16 protein-coding genes and 1 pseudogene are annotated in these 16,953 nt (G+C 68.5%); 9 read left to right on the forward strand and 8 right to left on the reverse strand.

Going from position 1 to position 16,953, the window contains the following annotated elements; translation table 11 throughout:
• Positions 1-76: 76 nt before the first annotated feature.
• From ABT063_RS01820 to ABT063_RS01830, 3 genes are all read right to left on the reverse strand, one after another.
• Positions 77-442 (reverse strand): transglycosylase family protein, encoded by a 366-nt coding sequence (locus ABT063_RS01820; protein ID WP_351055064.1) that lies wholly within the window; start codon positions 440-442, stop codon positions 77-79.
• Between the two features lie 366 nt (positions 443-808).
• A complete protein-coding gene (locus ABT063_RS01825) occupies positions 809-949 on the reverse strand; it encodes a hypothetical protein (RefSeq protein ID WP_351055065.1) in 141 nt (46 codons plus the stop codon).
• A gap of 446 nt (positions 950-1,395) precedes the next feature.
• Positions 1,396-1,623 (reverse strand): hypothetical protein, encoded by a 228-nt coding sequence (locus tag ABT063_RS01830; protein WP_351055066.1) that lies wholly within the window; start codon positions 1,621-1,623, stop codon positions 1,396-1,398.
• 690 nt (positions 1,624-2,313) lie between these two features.
• Here ABT063_RS01830 and ABT063_RS01835 point away from each other — a divergent pair.
• Genes ABT063_RS01835 through ABT063_RS01855 form a run of 5 tightly spaced genes read left to right on the forward strand, consistent with a single transcriptional unit; the run spans position 2,314 to position 5,941 of the window.
• Positions 2,314-3,873: a sensor histidine kinase gene (locus tag ABT063_RS01835; RefSeq protein ID WP_351055067.1), complete on the forward strand. Its 1,560-nt coding sequence runs from the start codon at positions 2,314-2,316 to the stop codon at positions 3,871-3,873.
• Between the two features lie 37 nt (positions 3,874-3,910).
• Positions 3,911-4,348, forward strand: coding sequence for a roadblock/LC7 domain-containing protein (locus ABT063_RS01840; RefSeq protein ID WP_351055068.1), 438 nt, complete (start codon positions 3,911-3,913; stop codon positions 4,346-4,348).
• Positions 4,349-4,350: 2 nt separating this feature from the next.
• Complete coding sequence (locus ABT063_RS01845; protein WP_351055069.1) at positions 4,351-4,728, forward strand: DUF742 domain-containing protein; 378 nt, start codon at positions 4,351-4,353, stop codon at positions 4,726-4,728.
• Entirely contained in the window at positions 4,706-5,308 is a 603-nt protein-coding gene (locus ABT063_RS01850) for a GTP-binding protein (RefSeq protein ID WP_351055070.1), read from the forward strand. The genes ABT063_RS01845 and ABT063_RS01850 overlap by 23 nt, the downstream gene beginning before the upstream one ends.
• 30 nt (positions 5,309-5,338) lie before the next feature.
• Positions 5,339-5,941, forward strand: coding sequence for a GAF domain-containing protein (locus tag ABT063_RS01855; RefSeq protein WP_351055071.1), 603 nt, complete (start codon positions 5,339-5,341; stop codon positions 5,939-5,941).
• 92 nt (positions 5,942-6,033) lie between these two features.
• On the opposite strand, the gene ABT063_RS01860 is transcribed toward ABT063_RS01855, so the two are convergent.
• The 3 genes from ABT063_RS01860 to ABT063_RS01870 all read right to left on the reverse strand — a co-directional run bounded on the left by ABT063_RS01860 (position 6,034) and on the right by ABT063_RS01870 (position 10,131).
• On the reverse strand, positions 6,034-7,269 hold the full coding sequence (locus ABT063_RS01860) for an acyl-CoA dehydrogenase family protein (protein ID WP_351055072.1): 1,236 nt from the start codon (positions 7,267-7,269) through the stop codon (positions 6,034-6,036).
• A 1,054-nt stretch (positions 7,270-8,323) separates the two neighbouring features.
• On the reverse strand, positions 8,324-8,554 hold the full coding sequence (locus tag ABT063_RS01865) for a hypothetical protein (protein WP_351055073.1): 231 nt from the start codon (positions 8,552-8,554) through the stop codon (positions 8,324-8,326).
• Positions 8,555-9,060: 506 nt separating this feature from the next.
• Complete coding sequence (locus ABT063_RS01870) at positions 9,061-10,131, reverse strand: choice-of-anchor P family protein (protein ID WP_351055074.1); 1,071 nt, start codon at positions 10,129-10,131, stop codon at positions 9,061-9,063.
• 989 nt (positions 10,132-11,120) lie between these two features.
• On the opposite strand from ABT063_RS01870, the gene ABT063_RS01875 reads away from it, so the two are divergent.
• From ABT063_RS01875 to ABT063_RS01885, 3 genes and pseudogenes are all read left to right on the forward strand, one after another.
• On the forward strand, positions 11,121-11,861 hold the full coding sequence (locus ABT063_RS01875) for a hypothetical protein (RefSeq protein WP_351055075.1): 741 nt from the start codon (positions 11,121-11,123) through the stop codon (positions 11,859-11,861).
• A 100-nt stretch (positions 11,862-11,961) separates the two neighbouring features.
• On the forward strand, positions 11,962-12,378 hold the full coding sequence (locus ABT063_RS01880; protein ID WP_351055076.1) for a hypothetical protein: 417 nt from the start codon (positions 11,962-11,964) through the stop codon (positions 12,376-12,378).
• Positions 12,379-12,807: 429 nt separating this feature from the next.
• Positions 12,808-13,146, forward strand: a pseudogene (locus ABT063_RS01885) (winged helix-turn-helix transcriptional regulator); the annotation flags it as partial.
• A 480-nt stretch (positions 13,147-13,626) separates the two neighbouring features.
• Here ABT063_RS01885 and ABT063_RS01890 read toward each other — a convergent pair.
• On the reverse strand, positions 13,627-14,649 hold the full coding sequence (locus ABT063_RS01890) for a methyltransferase domain-containing protein (RefSeq protein WP_351055077.1): 1,023 nt from the start codon (positions 14,647-14,649) through the stop codon (positions 13,627-13,629).
• On the reverse strand, positions 14,646-15,404 hold the full coding sequence (locus tag ABT063_RS01895; protein ID WP_351055078.1) for an RraA family protein: 759 nt from the start codon (positions 15,402-15,404) through the stop codon (positions 14,646-14,648). The genes ABT063_RS01890 and ABT063_RS01895 overlap by 4 nt, the downstream gene beginning before the upstream one ends.
• A 666-nt stretch (positions 15,405-16,070) precedes the next feature.
• Here ABT063_RS01895 and ABT063_RS01900 point away from each other — a divergent pair.
• Entirely contained in the window at positions 16,071-16,952 is an 882-nt protein-coding gene (locus tag ABT063_RS01900; RefSeq protein WP_351055079.1) for an ATP-grasp domain-containing protein, read from the forward strand.
• The last annotated feature ends 1 nt before the right edge of the window (position 16,953 follow it).

The raw sequence follows: 16,953 nt of genomic DNA on the forward strand, positions 1-16,953 counted from the left end.
GGCCCCGTACAGGTCGGACCACGAGGAATACGGAGATGGACGGGACGGCAGAGGCACTTCCCTACCGCGGATCAGGTCACGCGCAGGACCACGCCGACATCCCCTGCAGGGCGGCCAGGCGTTTGGCGACCGTGATCTGTTCCCTGCGGGTGGCCAGGTCTGCGCGCGAGGCGTATTTGAGTCCGCCTGCCGCGACCCAGCTGGATTGTGTGAACTGCAGGCCGCCGTAATGGCCGTTACCGGTGTTCGTCTTCCAGTTGCCCCCTGACTCGCACTCAGCGATGGCGTCCCAGTCAGGCCCGGCCTGAGCGGACGGCAGGGCCTCCGATGTGGCTGTGAATCCCAGTATCACCGCGGTCGTCAAGACTACGAGTGCCGTTGCAGCCCTGCGGCGACGGCAGCTGTCAGCGTTGCTCAGGTCGGCCTTCTGTGACGAGATCATATACATACTGTTACATATCGTGACAGAAAGTGGCGAATCGGGGCGTGTCCACAGCGGCCTGCTCCAGGAACCGAAGCCGAGTGCTCGGCCGACAGCGGTAACCGCGGCTGCCATACGGCGGATCTTCCGGACCTGTCGGCAAAAGCGTGGGGAGCGGCGCGACGCCCGGGTCGAGTCCGACCGCGTCACGACCTACGGCATCTGTCAGCCACCCTGTCGCTGCTCGAGGTACGCGGGCGACACGTGGGCCATCGGAGTCCAGACTCGGCCGGGAATCGATCTCCTGAGGGAGAGCAGGACGACCGGGCGCGGCCAGGAGCACGTGGCGAACGCCGTTTCAACGACCGGCACCCGAAGGACCAGCGGTCACACGTCGCCCTCGTCCGGTTCCTCGTCGCCCGCTCCGAAGCTCCGAGCATCGACATGGGGCTTCCGCAGGGACTCCCACAGCGCCCGCGCGGCGGAGCCCGCCGAGGCCGCGACCCCCGCCGCAGGGCGCGTAACCACGGGCCGATCCGCGGATCTGTCCGCGTGTCCACTGTGTGCCCACTGGATCTTGATCCGAGCGGGTGAGGGCGGGGCGGGTGGGGCTCGACCTACGGCCGACGGATGATGAGTCCTTTGAGGATTGTCCGCGATCTTCCCGGCCCTTCCGGCCACTGACGGGCCACCAGGGCCACTGGCGGGCCACGTCGGATCGCATGATTGACCGCTGCGCAGCCCTCGCCATCGGCCGCGACGGAACTCTGCGGTGTGGCGGCGCGCGTCACCGCTCCGCGCCGAGTGGGGCGCAGATCCCGCCCTTGACGCCACAGGTACGGCCCCGCCCGCTCAGGCCGTGCGGACGGCTACCCGCCGCATACACGGGCGCCACCGCAGAGCGGCCTGACCGGTTTGGCCAGGTGCGGCAGTACCTCTTGCGTCAGCGGCGTACGGCCGTTGGCATGGGCACCTCAACCATCGAGAGCCCGGCCCCCGCGTGAGGGCAGCGGGTCCCCTCGGCCCCCGCGATCCTCAGCGAGCAGTTCCGCCACCGCGTCTTCAGTGATTCCCAAGCGGGACAGCTTCGCCTTCGCGACGGCGTACTCCTTCTCCAGGGCGGCAAGCTGCGAACGTGACTCCTCCACCCGTTCCCGCGCCGCCCACGCCCGCGCCCTCAACGTCTCCACCAACGAGGTCATCGACCGCCCCCTTACCCCGATCGGTACCTGCCAATCCGCCCCGGCTGCGGGGAGTTGGCGTACCCCATCACCTCACCGTAAGAGAGGATCACGAATCTTGGCACGCGGAGGGGTACTGGTTCGGCCTCGTCCACAGCTCAGAAGAAACAGGGAACTTTTTCGGTTTCTCCACTTCTGCCATCGACGCGATCTGACATGAATGTAGATAGTTCTCAACTGGGACATTCCAGATACATCACCGATCCGCGAGCGACTGCCGCATCGCACCTTTCTCGCCACCGCGACCTACCGTCGCGCCCGCACGGTTTTCCCAGCGTGTCGCCGCACATGGCAAATGGACCCTTTGCCGTGTAAGCGTGCATCGGCTCCCGTTGCGGGGAGGCCAGAGGATCGTTTCAGCAGGCCAGGGTTGCCTTTCTGTCGGAGGGCGCGAGTACGTCAGATTGGGGAGGGTGGCGTAGGGTGGCTGTCCTATTAACTGTCCGGTTCCTGTGCCGAGTTGACGGTCGGTCCACGCTGCGCGACGTGCGTCCGAACTGGTTGATCGAGAGGACTCCGATGCCCGAAACCCCGACTTATGCAGCGCGTTCGGAGCCCGGTCGGGTGACCGCTACGGGCCCGGCACGGAACAGACATGCCCGGCCTCCCGCTCAGGAGGGACCGACAGTTTCGGCCAACCGGTCCCGCGCGATGCGCCTCGCTGTCGTTCCCGCGGCACTCATGGCGGTCCTCGCCGCCGCTCTGATCGTCTTCGTCCTGCTCACCCAGGACGGCGCCGCCGACGCGGCCACCTGGGCCGTGCTCACCAGCGGCGCCGTCCTCGGCGGTGCCGTTCTGGTCGGTGCCGCATTCGTCGCCCGCGCCGAGGCCCGGGGGGTGTCGCGGCAGCACGCGTCACTGCGCCGCGCCGTCGCCGCGGGCCAGTCCGACCTGCGGGACATGCTGCAGCGGCTCGAGCGGGGCGAGCCGCTGCAGCAGGTTCCGTTCACCGATCAGGCTTCACCCCGGACAGATCCACTCGGCCGTCTCGCATACGAGATAAGCGTCGCCATGTGGCAGGCCCGGACAGTCGTGGCGCAGACGGCACAGTCCTCCCGGAGCGTCTCGCCGGACACCGAGGACAAGGTCGAGGTCTTCGTCAATCTCGCCCGGCGACTGCAGTCGCTCGTGCACCGCGCGATCAGCGTGCTCGACCAGCTCGAGAACGAGGTCGAGGACCCGGAACTGCTCAAGGGCCTCTTCCACGTCGACCATTTGGCCACCCGCATACGCCGCCACGCGGAGAACGTCGCCGTGCTCGGCGGCTCGGTGTCCCGCCGGCAGTGGACCCGCCCGGTGACCCTGACCGAGGTGCTGCGTTCGTCGATCGCCGAGGTCGAGCAGTACTCCCGGGTCAAGCTGGTGCCGCCGATCGAGGGCACACTGCGCGGCCATGCCGTCGCCGACGTCATCCATCTGCTGGCCGAACTGGTCGAGAACGCCACGTCGTTCTCCGAGCCCCATACCCAAGTACTGCTGCGCGCCCAGCGCGTGACCTCCGGGCTGGCCGTCGAAGTCGAGGACCGCGGTCTGGGCATGCCTCCACAGGAGCAGGCGCGGATCAACACGTTGCTCGCCGAGCCGGACCACATCGATCTCAGCAAGCTGCTGGCCGACGGCCGTATCGGCCTGTACGTGGTGTCTGCGCTGGCCCGCCGCCACGGCATCGCGGTCCGGCTGCAGAGCAACATCTACGGCGGCATCCAGGCGGTCCTGATCATCCCGCGCGGGCTGCTCGGCGACGAGCCTGCCGAGGCGCCCGCCCAGGCGGCCACCGACATGCCCCGGCCGGCCCAGGCGGCCACCGACGTGCCCCGGCCCGCCCAGGTCGCCGCGGCGCAACAGCCGGCCGTGCAGGCCTCCCCTGCCCGGCCGGTGACCCCGCCGCCGTCGATTCGGCAGCCGCTGCCGCCGGTCAGTACCGCGGCCGCGCCGATGCCCCCACAGCAGCAATCTGCCCGGGGCGCGGGAGCGACGGCACCGCGTGACGGCGAGTCCGCGTACGGCAGGGCCCCCCGGGACGAGCGGCCACCGCTGCCGCAGCGCCACGCACAGGAGCACCTGGTGCCGGAGCTCCGGAAGGGTCCTGTCCCTCGCATGTCCGAGGAACAAGAGGTGGAGCACGATCCGGGGCTGATGGCCACGTTCCGGCGCGGAGTCAGCCTCGCCGACAACGAATCCGACGAGCCCCCCACCGACAGCTCTCGCTGACCGCACGCCCCGTACTTAGCAAGGAGAAGACGCCACCGTGAGCGACACGCATGCCGGCCAGCCGAAGAATCTCGACTGGCTTCTGGCCGGACTCGTCCAGAGGGTTCCCTACACCCGCAGCGCCCTGCTCCTGTCCTCCGACGGACTCGCGAAGGCCTTTGACGGGTTTGAGACCGCAACCGAAGCAGACCACCTGGCCGCCCTCGCGTCCGGTCTCCACTCGCTCGCCCGCAGCGCGGGCGTGCAGTTCGCCGAGGGAGCCGACGTGCGGCAGGTGGTGGTGGAGTTGGACACCGCCCTGATGTTCGTGTGCGCGGCGGGCTCCGGCGCTTGTCTGGCTGTCCTGGCCGATCGGCAGGCCGATGCGGCCGTGCTCGGCTACGAGATGGCCATGCTGGTCAAGAGTGTTCGGCCGTATCTCGCTACGCCGGTGCGACAGCAGACAGCCCGCGCGTCGATGGATCCGGGGCGCTGAGGATGTCGGACACGGAGGACGGGTCGTGGCTCGACGACGAGGCCGGGCGGTTGGTGCGTCCGTATGCCATCAGTAATGGGCGCACCCGTCCCTCGGCGCACTTCGACCTCCTCACCCTCGTGATGGCCACGGGCATCCGGCCCCAGACCTACCTCGGCCCCGACTACGACCGGGTCCTCGCTCTGTGCGACGGGCCCGTCACGGTTGCCGAGGTGGCCGCTCACCTGCGGTTGCCGGCCGTCATCACCAAAGTTCTGCTGTCCGACCTCGTGACGTACCAGGCGCTCACCGCGCGAGCGCCCAATGCCCTCGAGGCGACCTCCCCGACCGACCGAAACCTCCTGGAGGCGGTGCTGCATGGTCTTCGCAAGCGGCTCTGACCCCTTCCCCACCGCCCTGAAGATCCTCATTGCCGGAGGCTTCGGGGTCGGCAAAACCACGTTCGTCGGAGCGGTGAGCGAGATCGAACCGCTCAGCACTGAGGAGCTGCTGACTCAGGTCAGCGCCCGCACGGACAGCCTGGTAGGCATCGAGGACAAGTCGACCACCACCGTGGCGATGGACTTCGGTCGCATCTCCCTGGACCAGAACCACGTCCTGTATCTGTTCGGCACGCCCGGGCAGGAGCGGTTCTGGTTCATGTGGGACGAGCTGTCCAGCGGGGCGCTGGGCGCCGTGGTTCTCGCGGACACCCGTCGGCTGGACCACTGCTTCGCCGCTGTCGACTTCTTCGAACGGCGCGGCATCGGCTTCATTGTGGCCGTCAACGAGTTCGACGGTGGCTATCGTTACACCTCCGAAGAGGTTCGCGCGGCCCTCGGCCTCAAGCCCGACGTACCCGTCGTGATGTGCGACGCGCGGCAGTGCAACTCCGGAACCCGCGTGTTGATCGCCCTCGTACAGCACCTGCTCGCCTCGACTCCCGGCGCATCGCCCGCGGAGCTTAACCCGTTGCGCTGAGCCCGCTCACCGCAACCGATTGGAGCCTGCATGTCAGCCCCGGTTCCCTACAGCCAGTCCCAGTACGACCCCACCGGCCACCTGCTGCTGACCCCGGAGGACCGGGACGCACCTGCCCGGGTGGCCAGACTGCGCGAGCTCGGCATCGGGGACGTCCCCATCCCGGAATTCGACGAGTTCGCACGCAACCTGGCACAGGTCACCGGCGCACCCTTCTCGATGGTCAACTTCATCGACGAGAACCGCCAGTACTTCGCCGGCCTCTACGCCGCCGGCCGACCGGGGGTGCATCTGGAGCCGGCACCGCAGCAGGAGCAGGAGCAGGTCGGCCGGACGATGACGCGTGATCAGGGTTACTGCCCGCACGTCGTCGTGCGCAAGAAGGCGCTGGTGCTCGAGGACGTCTGCGACTATCCGCGGTTCGCCGGGAATCGTGTCGTGGACGAGATCGGTATCCGCTCCTACATGGGCGCGCCGCTGATCGACTGGAAGACGGGCATGGCCCTGGGAACGATCTGCGTGGTGGACACGGACACCCACCCCTGGGGGCGGGAGGGCCTGGCGACCATCAAGTCGATGGCGCAGCAACTGGTCGAGCGGATCCACTCCATGGAGGAACGGGGCGAGCTCTGAGCGCGCACGGGCGGCCTCGGTTTCCCGCGCAAGACCCCTGAACCAGATGCGGGAGCCGCGGGCACGACGCTGTGTCCGTGGCTCCCTGTGGTTCAGCCCGCGTGGCCGGCCGGCTCCAGCTGTTCTTCCCGACGCCGCGGTTCCACGGTCCGTACGAGATCGGCCAGGTGCTCGGACCACTGGCCCTTGGCCATGCCGAGCGCGACCTCGCCGAGCCGCAGCAGCTGGATGTCGGAGGTGCCGGCGGGTGCGTAGATGTGGTGGGCGTCGCGCAGATAGCGCTCCACCGGGCGGTCGGTGAACAAGCCGCTCGCGGCGTGGATCTCCATTCCGTCGCGGGTCGAGTCAACAGCCGCCTCGACGTTGAGCAGTTTGGCGTTCATCAGCTCCGCGTCGCACGGCAGCCCCTGGTCGAGCAGGTGGACGGCGTGGTAGGCGGCCAACCGGGCTGTCATCAGCCGTGACTTCATCCTGCCCAGCTTCAGCTTGATGTTGGCGAGTTCACCCAGCGGTGAACCGTACCGCTCACGCTCGATGCACAGGGCGGTCGTCTCCTCGAAGACGGCCTGGTGGATACCGAGAGAGACCGCGGTCAGGTTGGGCCGGCCGTAGAGAATGCTCGACGAGTAGGCGACGGCCAGGCCCTGGCCCTCGGCGCCGAGCAGATTCGCCGCCGGTACCCGGCAGTTGTCAAAGATCAGCTCACCGAAACTGAAGCCGTGCAGGCCCATGGCGGGCCGCAGTTCGCCGAGCGAGAAGCCGGGGCGGTCGGCCTCGACGAGGAAGGCGGACAGTCCCTTCGATCCCTCACCCGTACGCACGACCACGCCGTGCAGGTCTCCGACGTGACTGTTGCCGACGAAGACCTTGCGGCCGTTGAGGACGTACTCGTCGCCGTCGCGGACGGCGGTGCTGCCCATCCCCAGAACGTGTCCGCCCGACTCCGGTTCGGTGACCGCGATCGTCGGCAGACAGTCGCCCGCGGCGATACGCGGCAGCCAGGTCCCCTTCTGCTGCGCGCTGCCGAAGTGAATGATCTTGGCGACGCCGAGCTGGGAGGCCTGCACCATGGCCCCCATGGCCCCGCTGACGCGGGCAAGCTCCTCAATGATGATCGTCTTGGCCAGGTGCCCGGCCCCCATCCCGCCGTACGCCTTGGAGACGGTCACGCCGATCCAGCCCTGCTGGGCGATGAGTCTGGACAGCTCATGGGCCACCGCACGTGAAGTCTCCATGTCCGCTATCCGCGGACGCACCTCTCGCTCTGCGAACTCACGCACCCTGTGCCGTATGTCCTCGTGCCACCCGCTGGTGAAATAGCGTTCCACAACCCCTCCTACAACTGCCCCCGTGTCCGTCCGGATCCGGGGGTCATTCGTCGGGCAGTGGTTCCTCGCCCCCAGGCTGACCACCCGGAATATTGTCTACTTATCGATCCATCTCAGCCAAGATCACCCTACAAGGTTGACCGAAACACGACCACTTGCACGTCACCTCAAGTGTGCGATACACAACGGTACTTACCCTCATTCAGGCACGTTACGGAGAGAAACCGCTCAGGCGTGAACAAGATTCGCCCGATTCGGACATAGGTCTGCCCATCAGGCGATTCCCGGGGCGCAGACAGAGGCGCACATCGACAACCAGTCACGTTGTGTCTGGCTGATAAAGGGCCCTTCACGGAACTGCCACAACGACGTCCACCGGCACAGTTCAGCCATGGTCACAGAGGACCGATCGGCAGAAGCTGCGCCGGCATGTGAGGTGATGTCCGTTTCCCGGGGCAGTTGGGCAGGGCTGCTGATCACGGGGCTTCGGGCGGCTACTGCTTCCTGGTGAAGCTGCCGGCGTCGGCCTCGGTGAGGACGGCGAGGATGCGGGGGTAGTCCGGGTGGCCGAGTCCACCCTCGCCGTCGTGCCTCGCGAGGTGGCGTACGACGTACGCCAGAAAAAGGCCCCGCCCTCTTCGCCCGAGGGTGGAGCCGCGTGGCTTCTTAGCAGGTGAGCCGCCTGATCACAGCGCAGCGGCTGCCGAGGCCGCTGCGTACCTCGCCATCTTCGGAAGATAAGCACGTCGGAGCCGCAGTGCGCTGTAGGAAGCGACCCGATCACGAGGGTCGAGGGAGCCCACCCTCTATGGAGGGGGCAGCGGGCTCCAAAGTGCAGGGGCAGGCTCGTTCCCCCCGTGACCGGTCTACCCCTGCACGCATGAAGGCCCGGGCACCCAACCGTGGCACGGCACCCGGACCTTCATCGTGAGCGCGGTCACAGGGACCGCTCTTCAGGCTTGCGCAGCTCGCCAGTCCCAGCGGCCACGGGACGAGGCTGGACATCCGTTCCCTGAGCATCGCGCCCTTGCCGGAATCCTGGCTGCGCAAGGGCTCAGCGAACGCCGTCGGTTCGGTCCGCACGCTCGAACCGCTCCAGGTCACCCCCGTTGCCAATCACCGCCACCAGGTCGGCGCCGACCAGCCGCGCGCGCGGGATGCCCGTCTCCGCGACGAGCCGGCTCACGGCCACGCGCTCCGGATCGTCGGCCCCGCGGTGCTCGGTCGTCAACTCCGCCTCGTCACCGATCAGAAGCAGGACCCTGGCCCTGATCCTCTCGCTCAACTGCTGGTTCCTTCCGGGAGGGCGGTCAGAGCGGGGACCGTACAGTCGATCAAACGGGAGCGGAAAAGGCCCTTCCGAGCCCTCCAAGAATCTCCGGCCGAAGACCCTGGCCAACACCTCGGCACCGGTTCACATCGGGGACGAGAGAGGCTGCCGCTCCACACCGACGGCCTGCTCACCCGTCCCGTGCCGGCGCTCCACACCCCGTACACGCGCGTGGTCCGCCACTCCGGGCAGCCGCTCGGGACGACCCGGCCCTGGTGCTGTGCCAGCCCGCCGGGACCGGTTTGGATGCCGTCTCCGCCGCGGATGGCACTCCGCGACCTCCGTTCGGGTGCAGGGCAGATCCATCACAGAGGGGGGCCTCCTCGACCCTCGGTGATTGGGTCGCCTTCTACAGCGCATCGTGGCGCCGGTGTGTCACACCGGACCCGCTCTGCTGCGATGGGCTTCGACGAGGTCCGGCCCCGGCCTCGGGCGGGAGCGCGGCCGCGACCGGTCCCGCGTCAGTTGTTCTGAGTGGTGCGGCGGCGACGCATCAGGTATACGGCCGTGGCGCCGCCGAGGAGGAGCGCCCCGCCCACGCCGGCGATGACGGGTGTGGCGGAGTTGCCGCCGGTCTCGGCAAGGCTCAAGCCGTCGTCGCCGGTCTGTGTGCCGGCCTGATTGCCCGCGGCGTCGGCGCCCTCGGCGCCCTCGGCGCCCTTCGCACCGGCGGACTCGCTGGAGGACTGACCGTCGGACGAGCCGCCCTCGGCCACGCCACTGCCGGATCCGTCACCATCGGATCCGGCACCATCGGATCCGGCACCGTTCGAACCGTCACTGTCCGAACCGTCACTGTCCGAACCGTCATGGGCGGCGCCGGAGCCGCCCGGCATCGCGCAGGTGGCCTCGGCGAGCACGATCTCTCCGGATGCCTTCGCCACGCCCAACTTGGCCGGGGTCACTGCGTACTTCAGCCGAAGCGCGGTGGCGGCCCCCGTGCTGTCCGTCGTGGTGGCGTCCTCCAGGACGAGGTCGACGGTGCCGACGCCCGGCACCTCGACGTGCTGGTTGCCGGGCCCGTTCACGCGGACCGGCTTGCCGAGGACGGTCACGTTGTCCGCCAACGCGGCTTTCGCGGTCGGCTTCTTGCCCGTCTCGCACGAGGCCGTGGCCTTGAGAAGGTCGGCGCTCAGCAGCGGGTTGTCGGGCAGGCCAGGTGCGTAGGCCCGTACGCCGACGAGCTTGACGTCGCCCACCGACCGATGCGCGTCCGCCTTGACGCTGGAATACGCGACCTTGGCCTTGACCAGCGTTGTGGGCTGCCCCTTGTTCGCACCGTTCACCTCGGCGGTGAGCAGCGTCTGCTGCGCGTCCCCGGGCGCGCTCAGGTCGCTGAGCGCCTTCTTCACCGGAACGTCGCCGACGCCCTCCACGGAAACGATGAGGTCGGCGCGCGCCGCGACGGCGGTCGCCTTGCCGGTGGAGCCGGAGCGTCCGTCCGCGGGTACGGCATAGGCCGGTCCGGCGACCAGTGCGCCGCCGATCGCCAGAGCCGAGACGCTCAGGAGCGCGGCTGGGCGTGCGGGCATGCTGAAGACATTCGTGTACAACTGAGAAACCCCCACAGAGAAATGGAGCCGTCGGCGCTGCCGTGCTCGGTACAGCGTGCCGCCGACGACCTCGACCCGCAGATCATGACCTCACGGAGGCCGGTCGTGCGACAATCCGACAGGGGATCACTCCAACGTGCGGTTTCCTCGCCCGCTCCTTGCCCGGCGCGCAACTTCCGGCCCGGTAGCTCGTTACTGCCGCCCGGCCGGGTGTTCGTGACCGGCAGTCCGACGCTTGTAGTGGCAGTGCGGTTGAGCAGCTGCTTTCTCCGCGCGATGGATCGCCTCATGCCCTGTCCGGCGACGCGGGATGCGGGCGAAGCGGCGCAGTCCACGCCTGGTAGGCGGAGCCGCCCTGAGGCCTGGAGGGGTTCGGGCCAGGACGGCTCTCGGTCAGGCCGAGACGCGTCCTGGCGGCGCAGCGAGCCGAGCAGGTCGGCGGTGGGCTCGTCGTCCACTTGCTCGGCGAGGACCTCCCCGGCCCGGCACGCCGCCAGTGCCCGCGCCGCGGCCGCGTACTCGTCCTCCGCGTGCCGTCACCACCCCAATGACCCAGTCGCCTCCCGCCGTCGGCCATGCGTCGCCACCACTGCCCGCGTTCCGCCGGTCGGAGCGCCGTTTGCCGTGCCCTGGCGGCATGCTGGTGGGTGCGTACGTGTGGGGAGCGGAAGAACAACGTCGTGCCGGGTAGCGGGCCATCACCCCAAAGAACTGGGGCTCGCCCATGTCGGCGACGGCTGACATCAGCTGCCGCCGCGAGCTCAGGCCACGGGTGCGGGCCGCACGCAGGCGGAGAATACCGTCGCAGCGCACCGGCCACCCGGCACGAAGGCGAATTCAGGCAAAGCCTGATGCTCCGTCACTCCCATCCCTTACGCTGCGACCGCGCAAGACGTGAGGCCTGCGGGGGGATTACGGCATTGTCTGGGAACGAGTCCAAGGCTCGGTGGGATCCACCTCATCCGCCCATGGCCGGGGGGCATCTGAACGGTACGACGGGTGACCGGGGCCAGGTTCATCAGGCCGGGGGCAACATCATCAGCAGTACGGTCAACAACAGCCGCCTCGCGGGATTGACCGTCCTCGCCACGATGATCGTCGCTGCCGTCGGTGTAGTGGGCGTGTATGCCATCGTCTCCCACCACTCCGGAGGGGGTGTCGTCCGCGGGTCCTCCGCCTCGTCCGCGGACGCGTCGGCCGACGATCCGACGCCGGGTGACGACGCCGCTGAGAAGCCAGGCGCGGAAGCCGCTCCGGGCCCGGAAACGACCCCCAGCACCGAGACCCGGAGCAGCCCTCCGCAGGACCCGCCCGCGAGTCCCGCCGCGCAATGGCGGGGCACCCTGCTGCTTGACACGGAGGGCAGGGAGCTCGACTCCAGCCGCCCCAGCAAGGTGGCTTCGCCCCTGATCGGCGGTGACATCGGCCTCGGGTACGGCAACACCGGGTGGCAGGTGGTGATGATGAGCAGCGGAACCATCGCCCTGTGGAAGGAACCGGGGAAAGAACCCGGCCATGCGGACTGTGCCGCATCGACGGACACTGCCGGTTCGTACATGGCGCCCGTGAGGCAGGGCGCCGTGCTGTGCGTGCGAACCGACGAAGGGCGCATCGCGCGGCTCGAGATCACGAAATCCTTGGAGGGATACGTCCCCGCGGTGGAGTTCGACGCCATCGTCTGGGAGCTCTCCGCTCCCCAGGGTGGCTGATCTACGCGGGGCCACGCGGTACGAGCCGGAGGGCGCCCCTGCACTGGGGCACGCACCCGATGCCGACAGCGAACGAATAGCAATTCATGAGGGGGAAAGTGTGGACCCACTGGTAGTGACGGCAGGGACCGCCGTGGTTGCCGCGATGGCGACCGACGCCTGGCAACAGGCGCGCTCCGCCGTAGTTGAGTTGTGGCGGCGGGCGCATCCCGAGCGCGTTCCCGCCATCGAGGGAGAGTTGGCCGAGGTTCGCGAAGAGGTGCTGACGGCCCGCAACGACCAGAACGACCAGGCCGAAGAGAGCCTCGCGGCGGACTGGCGGCGACGCTTGGACCGACTGGTGCGCGCCAACCCCGAGTTGGCGAAGGAGCTCAAGCGCCTGCTGGACGAGCAGCTTGCCCCCCTCCTGTCCCCGCAGGGCGGCCCTTCCGGCCCCGGCTCGAGGACGAACATCGCGCACACCGGCAACAACTCCCGAGTCATCCAGGCAACCGGCGACATCACCATCGGCCGCTGAACGATGCCCCCGCCGCCCCGGGACCCGACCGCGAGCCGGAGCGGGATCGCGTCGCACGGTCCCGGCGGGCCCCGCAGCGGCTTTCGCCGCCCAGCGCGTGTCTCTTTGACGGGCGGGTCAGTTGATCGGATGTGTCTGTCCGGTTATTGACCACTGATGCGATGCGAGACCGGATCGAGCCGTTGATGCCGGCCGATCCCGGTCCGTGGACGGGGTCGGGGACGAGGCGGTCCGGCATGGTCTGCCGCTGCGGATCGTCCTGGGAGCGGTATGAGGGGTGATGCCCTCGCGGAGGTCCCCGAGCCCCTGCGGAACCCGTGTTGGAGCTCATCCACTATCAGCGAGACGGGACACAGGCTGACCAACCAGTCTCACATTCGTGTCCGATCTGCCCCTTTTCATTAGATCTTGCAGAAACGGGCCGCTGACCTGCGGGGTGACAGGTTGAGTTGCGACTCAGAGCAAGGGGGGAGCGGCGTCCCGGAGGTCGCCCGCACGCTCGACCTCGTCGGCGACAGATGGAGCCTTCTCGTCATCCGCGACGCGATGGACGGGGCACGATCGTTCACCGAGTTCCAGCGACGCACCGGCATCGCCAGCAACATCCTCACCGACGGCCTCCGCAAGCACACCGCTCACGGGCTCCTCATCCTGCGCACCGCGCCATCGGGCCGCCGCCAGGAATACGTGCTCACCGACGCCGGCCGCGCCCTCTTCCCCGTCACCCTCACCCTGCGACAGTGGGGAGAACGGCACGCCTTCGCCCCGGCGAGACCCAGTGCAGAAGACCCGATAGAAAGCAGACCCTCGGGCGTGGGCGGCGGGGTGCTCTACGGCGAGGCGCCCAAGGCCTCGCCCGGTGGCAGCCCGCCACTCTGTCGCTGCTCGCGAAGAACGACATCAAGGTCGTCCAGGAACGGCTGGGCCACTCCTCGCGCCAGATCACCTCGGACACCTGCACCAGCGTCCTGCCCGAGATGATGCGCGCCGAGGCAGAGTCCATGATGACGGTCGTGCCCCGCGAGGTCTCGTACGAGGACCACAGCCCGCTGCAGATCCCCGACAGCGCCTGGCAGAGCGGCGTCATCGTGGTCTTCGCCCACGGCGCCCGCTGCCATGGGAACGTGTGGGCCATCCCGTGGTCCGCCGCCGACAGCCGGCCCCGGTCGCTGAGTCGTTGCGGAAGATTACCGCCAGTCCGCCGACGCGCCGGTCGGTGCGTGCACCGTGTCCTGGTCGCGACGGCCATCACATCGTCCCGGACCGTCCCGGCTTCTCCCCGACGGCGACAAGAGCAAAACGAGGCAGGACGCCCTGCCACTTCGACAGGCCCAAACGCTCGACGACGCACTCACGGACATGGTTCTGCATGCCGTCGAACGCCGTCGAGGGCTCCCAACGGAAGGTTCGGCAGGCGAGTTCGAACGCCACCATCGAGGCGCCCTCCTCCCCATGCGCTCGCACCAATTTGTCCAACCCGTACATCTGCACCAGGTACTGGCCCAACGCGGCCTGTGCCCCCTGTTCCGACGTACCGGTCGCCACGATCGGGTCGAACACCCAGGTCGTCGTCACATCGCGGAAACCTGAGCGCACGAGACACTCCCGCATCCAGTCGGCGGTGAAGTGCGCGTAGCTATGACCGGTCTCGGACTCCTTGTCCACGACTTCCTGGAACCAAGTCGCCATCGGCGACCCTTCCGCGAAGTCGTGCAGCACGAACCTGCCCCCGGGCCGCAGCACCCGCCACGCCTCGTCGGCCACGGCCTGCCGTTCCGGCTCCGGCACGTGGTGGCTTCCGTAGGCGAGGAGCACACCGTCGACGCTTCCCGAGCGGAACACCTGCCGCTGGGCGCGCTGACGGACCGCCGGAACACCCGCCGCCCACGCGCTTGCGACCATGAACGATGACGCGTCGCAGGTCACAATCGTCATATCAGGCATGTCGGGACGCAGGCAGACCCGGTGAAGCAGCCCATCCCCACCCAGCAGGTCCAACACGACCGGCCGATCCCCGCCTGCGGAGCCGCCCACCAAGTCCATGAGGGCCCGGATACCCGTGATCCGCGCCTCCGGGCGCGCCTGCTGAGCGGCGACGTAACTCTCACCCCTACCGCCTTCCCGTGCGGCACCGAAGTCGTCACGGTCCTCGTCAGCATCGAAGCCGAGCGCCCGCTCCTCGTCGATAAGCGTGTACACGTGCGGCCAGGTCTCTTGCAACGCCAGGAGCTGGGATCTCCGGTCCTCCGTCACGACCACTTCGACCGTCATGCCGTACCTCCGTTCCCGGGGACACCGAGGCGGAGGTAGCCGTTGGCGGCTCGGGCCTCGGACAACGGCGCACCCCCCCGCACAGCGGCGAGCACCCGCTCCTCCATCTCGTCGATCCGGCGGATCTCAGTGGCGACGGCGTCGGCCGTCTCGGCCGGGACAACCACGATTCCCGACTCGTCCGCACACACCCAGTCACCCGGGTGAACCGTGACGCCCCTCACCATGACCGGCTCCAGCACGGCAGCCAGCCTGACCCGGCCGCGCCCGGACTTGACACACGTGCTCGCCGCCCAGATCGAGTAGCCGATCCCGGCGCTGCCCGCGACGTCACGGCAGGCTCCGTCGATCACCGTTCCCGCGACTCCGCGGGCATGGGCGACCGTACTGACCAGGTCGCCCCACACAGAGCACCAGTCGCGGCCGCCGTTGTCGATCACGATGACCGCCCCGGCGGGCACGTCATCGACGAAGTCGCCGAGAGTGCCCGGGGAATCTGCGGTCACGACCTCATAGCGCAGCGTGAAAGCGCGTCCCACGACCACTCCCTCGCCGGTCAGCCTGCGCAGTCCGGTCACCCCGCCGTCACGGCCGAGGACGTCCATCGCGTCGGCGATGGTCGAGCAGTTCACCGTGTCGTTCAGGCACTGCAGAGGAGACCCGCTGAGGACATCCGATGAGCGCGCATTGTCGAGGCAGTCCTGGACGCTGGGCCCGGGGCACCGCACTGTGCCCGACTCCGACGTTTCGTCCATCTTCTCTCCTCCGCCAGAAACTTTAGATCGAGCTTAGTTAGCTAGCGCGATCAGAGGCAACACTCGGGATGCCATTCGGGCGCCACATAGCCGCCTACCCGGACTTCTGCGCCGCTCACCTCGAATTCGTTGCGACAGCCCCCTCCCCAAGCCCGCCGAAGCGTGCCACACTCCCGGCACCCGAAGCTGTACTGCTTCCCAAGTATCTCTTTCGACGGGGACAACTTTCCCACTGTCCGGCCACAGTGCCGCACGGCCGGCCACGGCGGCCCGCGACGTCCCCCAGGACGGCGGTCCATACAGCCCACTCGACCACCTACGCGTGCCGTCCCGGCCCTCGGGCGGCACAGGATCAGCCCGCACAGAGCCGACCGCCGCGGAAGCGCGAGCGACGCGGACCACGGCAGTCAGGCCCACACCACGGGAGTACTCAACGATGAGTTCCAGACCCGGACGCGACCTCCGTCGCGCAGTCACCGGGATCGTCCCCGTCACCCCCGTGCCCGCCCTCGCGGCATGCGGAGGATGCGCGCACCGCCGACCGCCCGTCAGGAAAGCGCAGGGCATCTCATGAATCGACGACGCCGAATCGCATATCTCTGCCTCACGGTCCCGCATGATGATCTTCCGGACGTCGAGGCGGCTTTCGCCCGGCACAACACGGATGTGGAGATCGTCAAGCTCGCCGAGGCGGACCGTACCGACTGGGACAGCATCGACCTGCTGAGCCTGCGCATGCTGCGCTACTTCCATCTGGAACCGGACCTGGTCCCGCGCATCGACTCCCTCTGCGCACAGGTGAAGGCGAACGTTCCAGGTGGTCTTCCGGTGGTCAACCCGCCGGGACTCGTGGCCAGGGGGCTGGACAAGTTCGACTATCTCCCCCGGCTCGCCGACGCCGGCGTGCCCGTTGTGCCGACCGAGTGGGTACCTCGGGGAACGACGACCACGCTCAGCGCCATCCTGGACCGGACCGGGTGGCGGCGCGCCGTGGTGAAGCCGACGCTGTCGGCCCGGGGCTGGAACGCTTTCCGGGTGACCAGGGTCGAGCACCCGGTCGATGATCCCGACCCCACCGCCGACCATCCGCACTTCACGCTGCCCGATCAGCCGGACGCGGCGGCCGGGAGCTCCGCCGAGCGCCGGTTCGCCGAGCTGACGGAGATGACGACGGTGAGCGTGCAGCCCTTCGTCGACGAGATCACCACGCGCGGCGAGACGTCCTTCGTGTTCATAGGGGGAACGTTCAGCCACGCGATTGCGAAGTCTGTCGCGGAGAACGGCTGGGTCGCGCACGAGTCCTTCGGCGGGGTCAACACCCGAACAGAAGCCGAGCCTGCCCAGGTCGCCTGGGCCGAAGAGCTGCACGGTCTGCTGTGCTCATGGTTCGGGCAGCTGCGGTACGCGCGGATCGACACTTTGCCCGCGCCACAGGGCGGGCTGCAACTGCTTGAGTGCGAACTGGTCGCCCCTCGTCTGTTCCTGCGCGAGGGCGACGCATTGGATCGCTACGCCCGCAGCATTCTCGAAGCAGCCCGCACGGCCTGAG

It is taken from the genome of Streptomyces sp. NPDC002838 (assembly GCF_040295365.1).
Taxonomy (GTDB): Bacteria; Actinomycetota; Actinomycetes; order Streptomycetales; family Streptomycetaceae; genus Streptomyces.

Excerpts from the sequence above, each read along its gene's own strand:
- ABT063_RS01845 (WP_351055069.1), top strand. The coding sequence starts at position 4,351 with ATGTCGGACACGGAGGACGGGTCGTGGCTCGACGACGAGGCCGGGCGG.
- ABT063_RS01870 (WP_351055074.1), bottom strand. The coding sequence starts at position 10,131 with ATGCCCGCACGCCCAGCCGCGCTCCTGAGCGTCTCGGCTCTGGCGATC.
- ABT063_RS01835 (WP_351055067.1), top strand. The coding sequence starts at position 2,314 with ATGCGCCTCGCTGTCGTTCCCGCGGCACTCATGGCGGTCCTCGCCGCC.
- ABT063_RS01875 (WP_351055075.1), top strand. The coding sequence starts at position 11,121 with ATGGCCGGGGGGCATCTGAACGGTACGACGGGTGACCGGGGCCAGGTT.
- ABT063_RS01895 (WP_351055078.1), bottom strand. The coding sequence starts at position 15,404 with ATGGACGAAACGTCGGAGTCGGGCACAGTGCGGTGCCCCGGGCCCAGC.
- ABT063_RS01850 (WP_351055070.1), top strand. The coding sequence starts at position 4,706 with ATGGTCTTCGCAAGCGGCTCTGACCCCTTCCCCACCGCCCTGAAGATC.
- ABT063_RS01890 (WP_351055077.1), bottom strand. The coding sequence starts at position 14,649 with ATGACGGTCGAAGTGGTCGTGACGGAGGACCGGAGATCCCAGCTCCTG.
- ABT063_RS01830 (WP_351055066.1), bottom strand. The coding sequence starts at position 1,623 with ATGACCTCGTTGGTGGAGACGTTGAGGGCGCGGGCGTGGGCGGCGCGG.
- ABT063_RS01855 (WP_351055071.1), top strand. The coding sequence starts at position 5,339 with ATGTCAGCCCCGGTTCCCTACAGCCAGTCCCAGTACGACCCCACCGGC.
- ABT063_RS01820 (WP_351055064.1), bottom strand. The coding sequence starts at position 442 with ATGATCTCGTCACAGAAGGCCGACCTGAGCAACGCTGACAGCTGCCGT.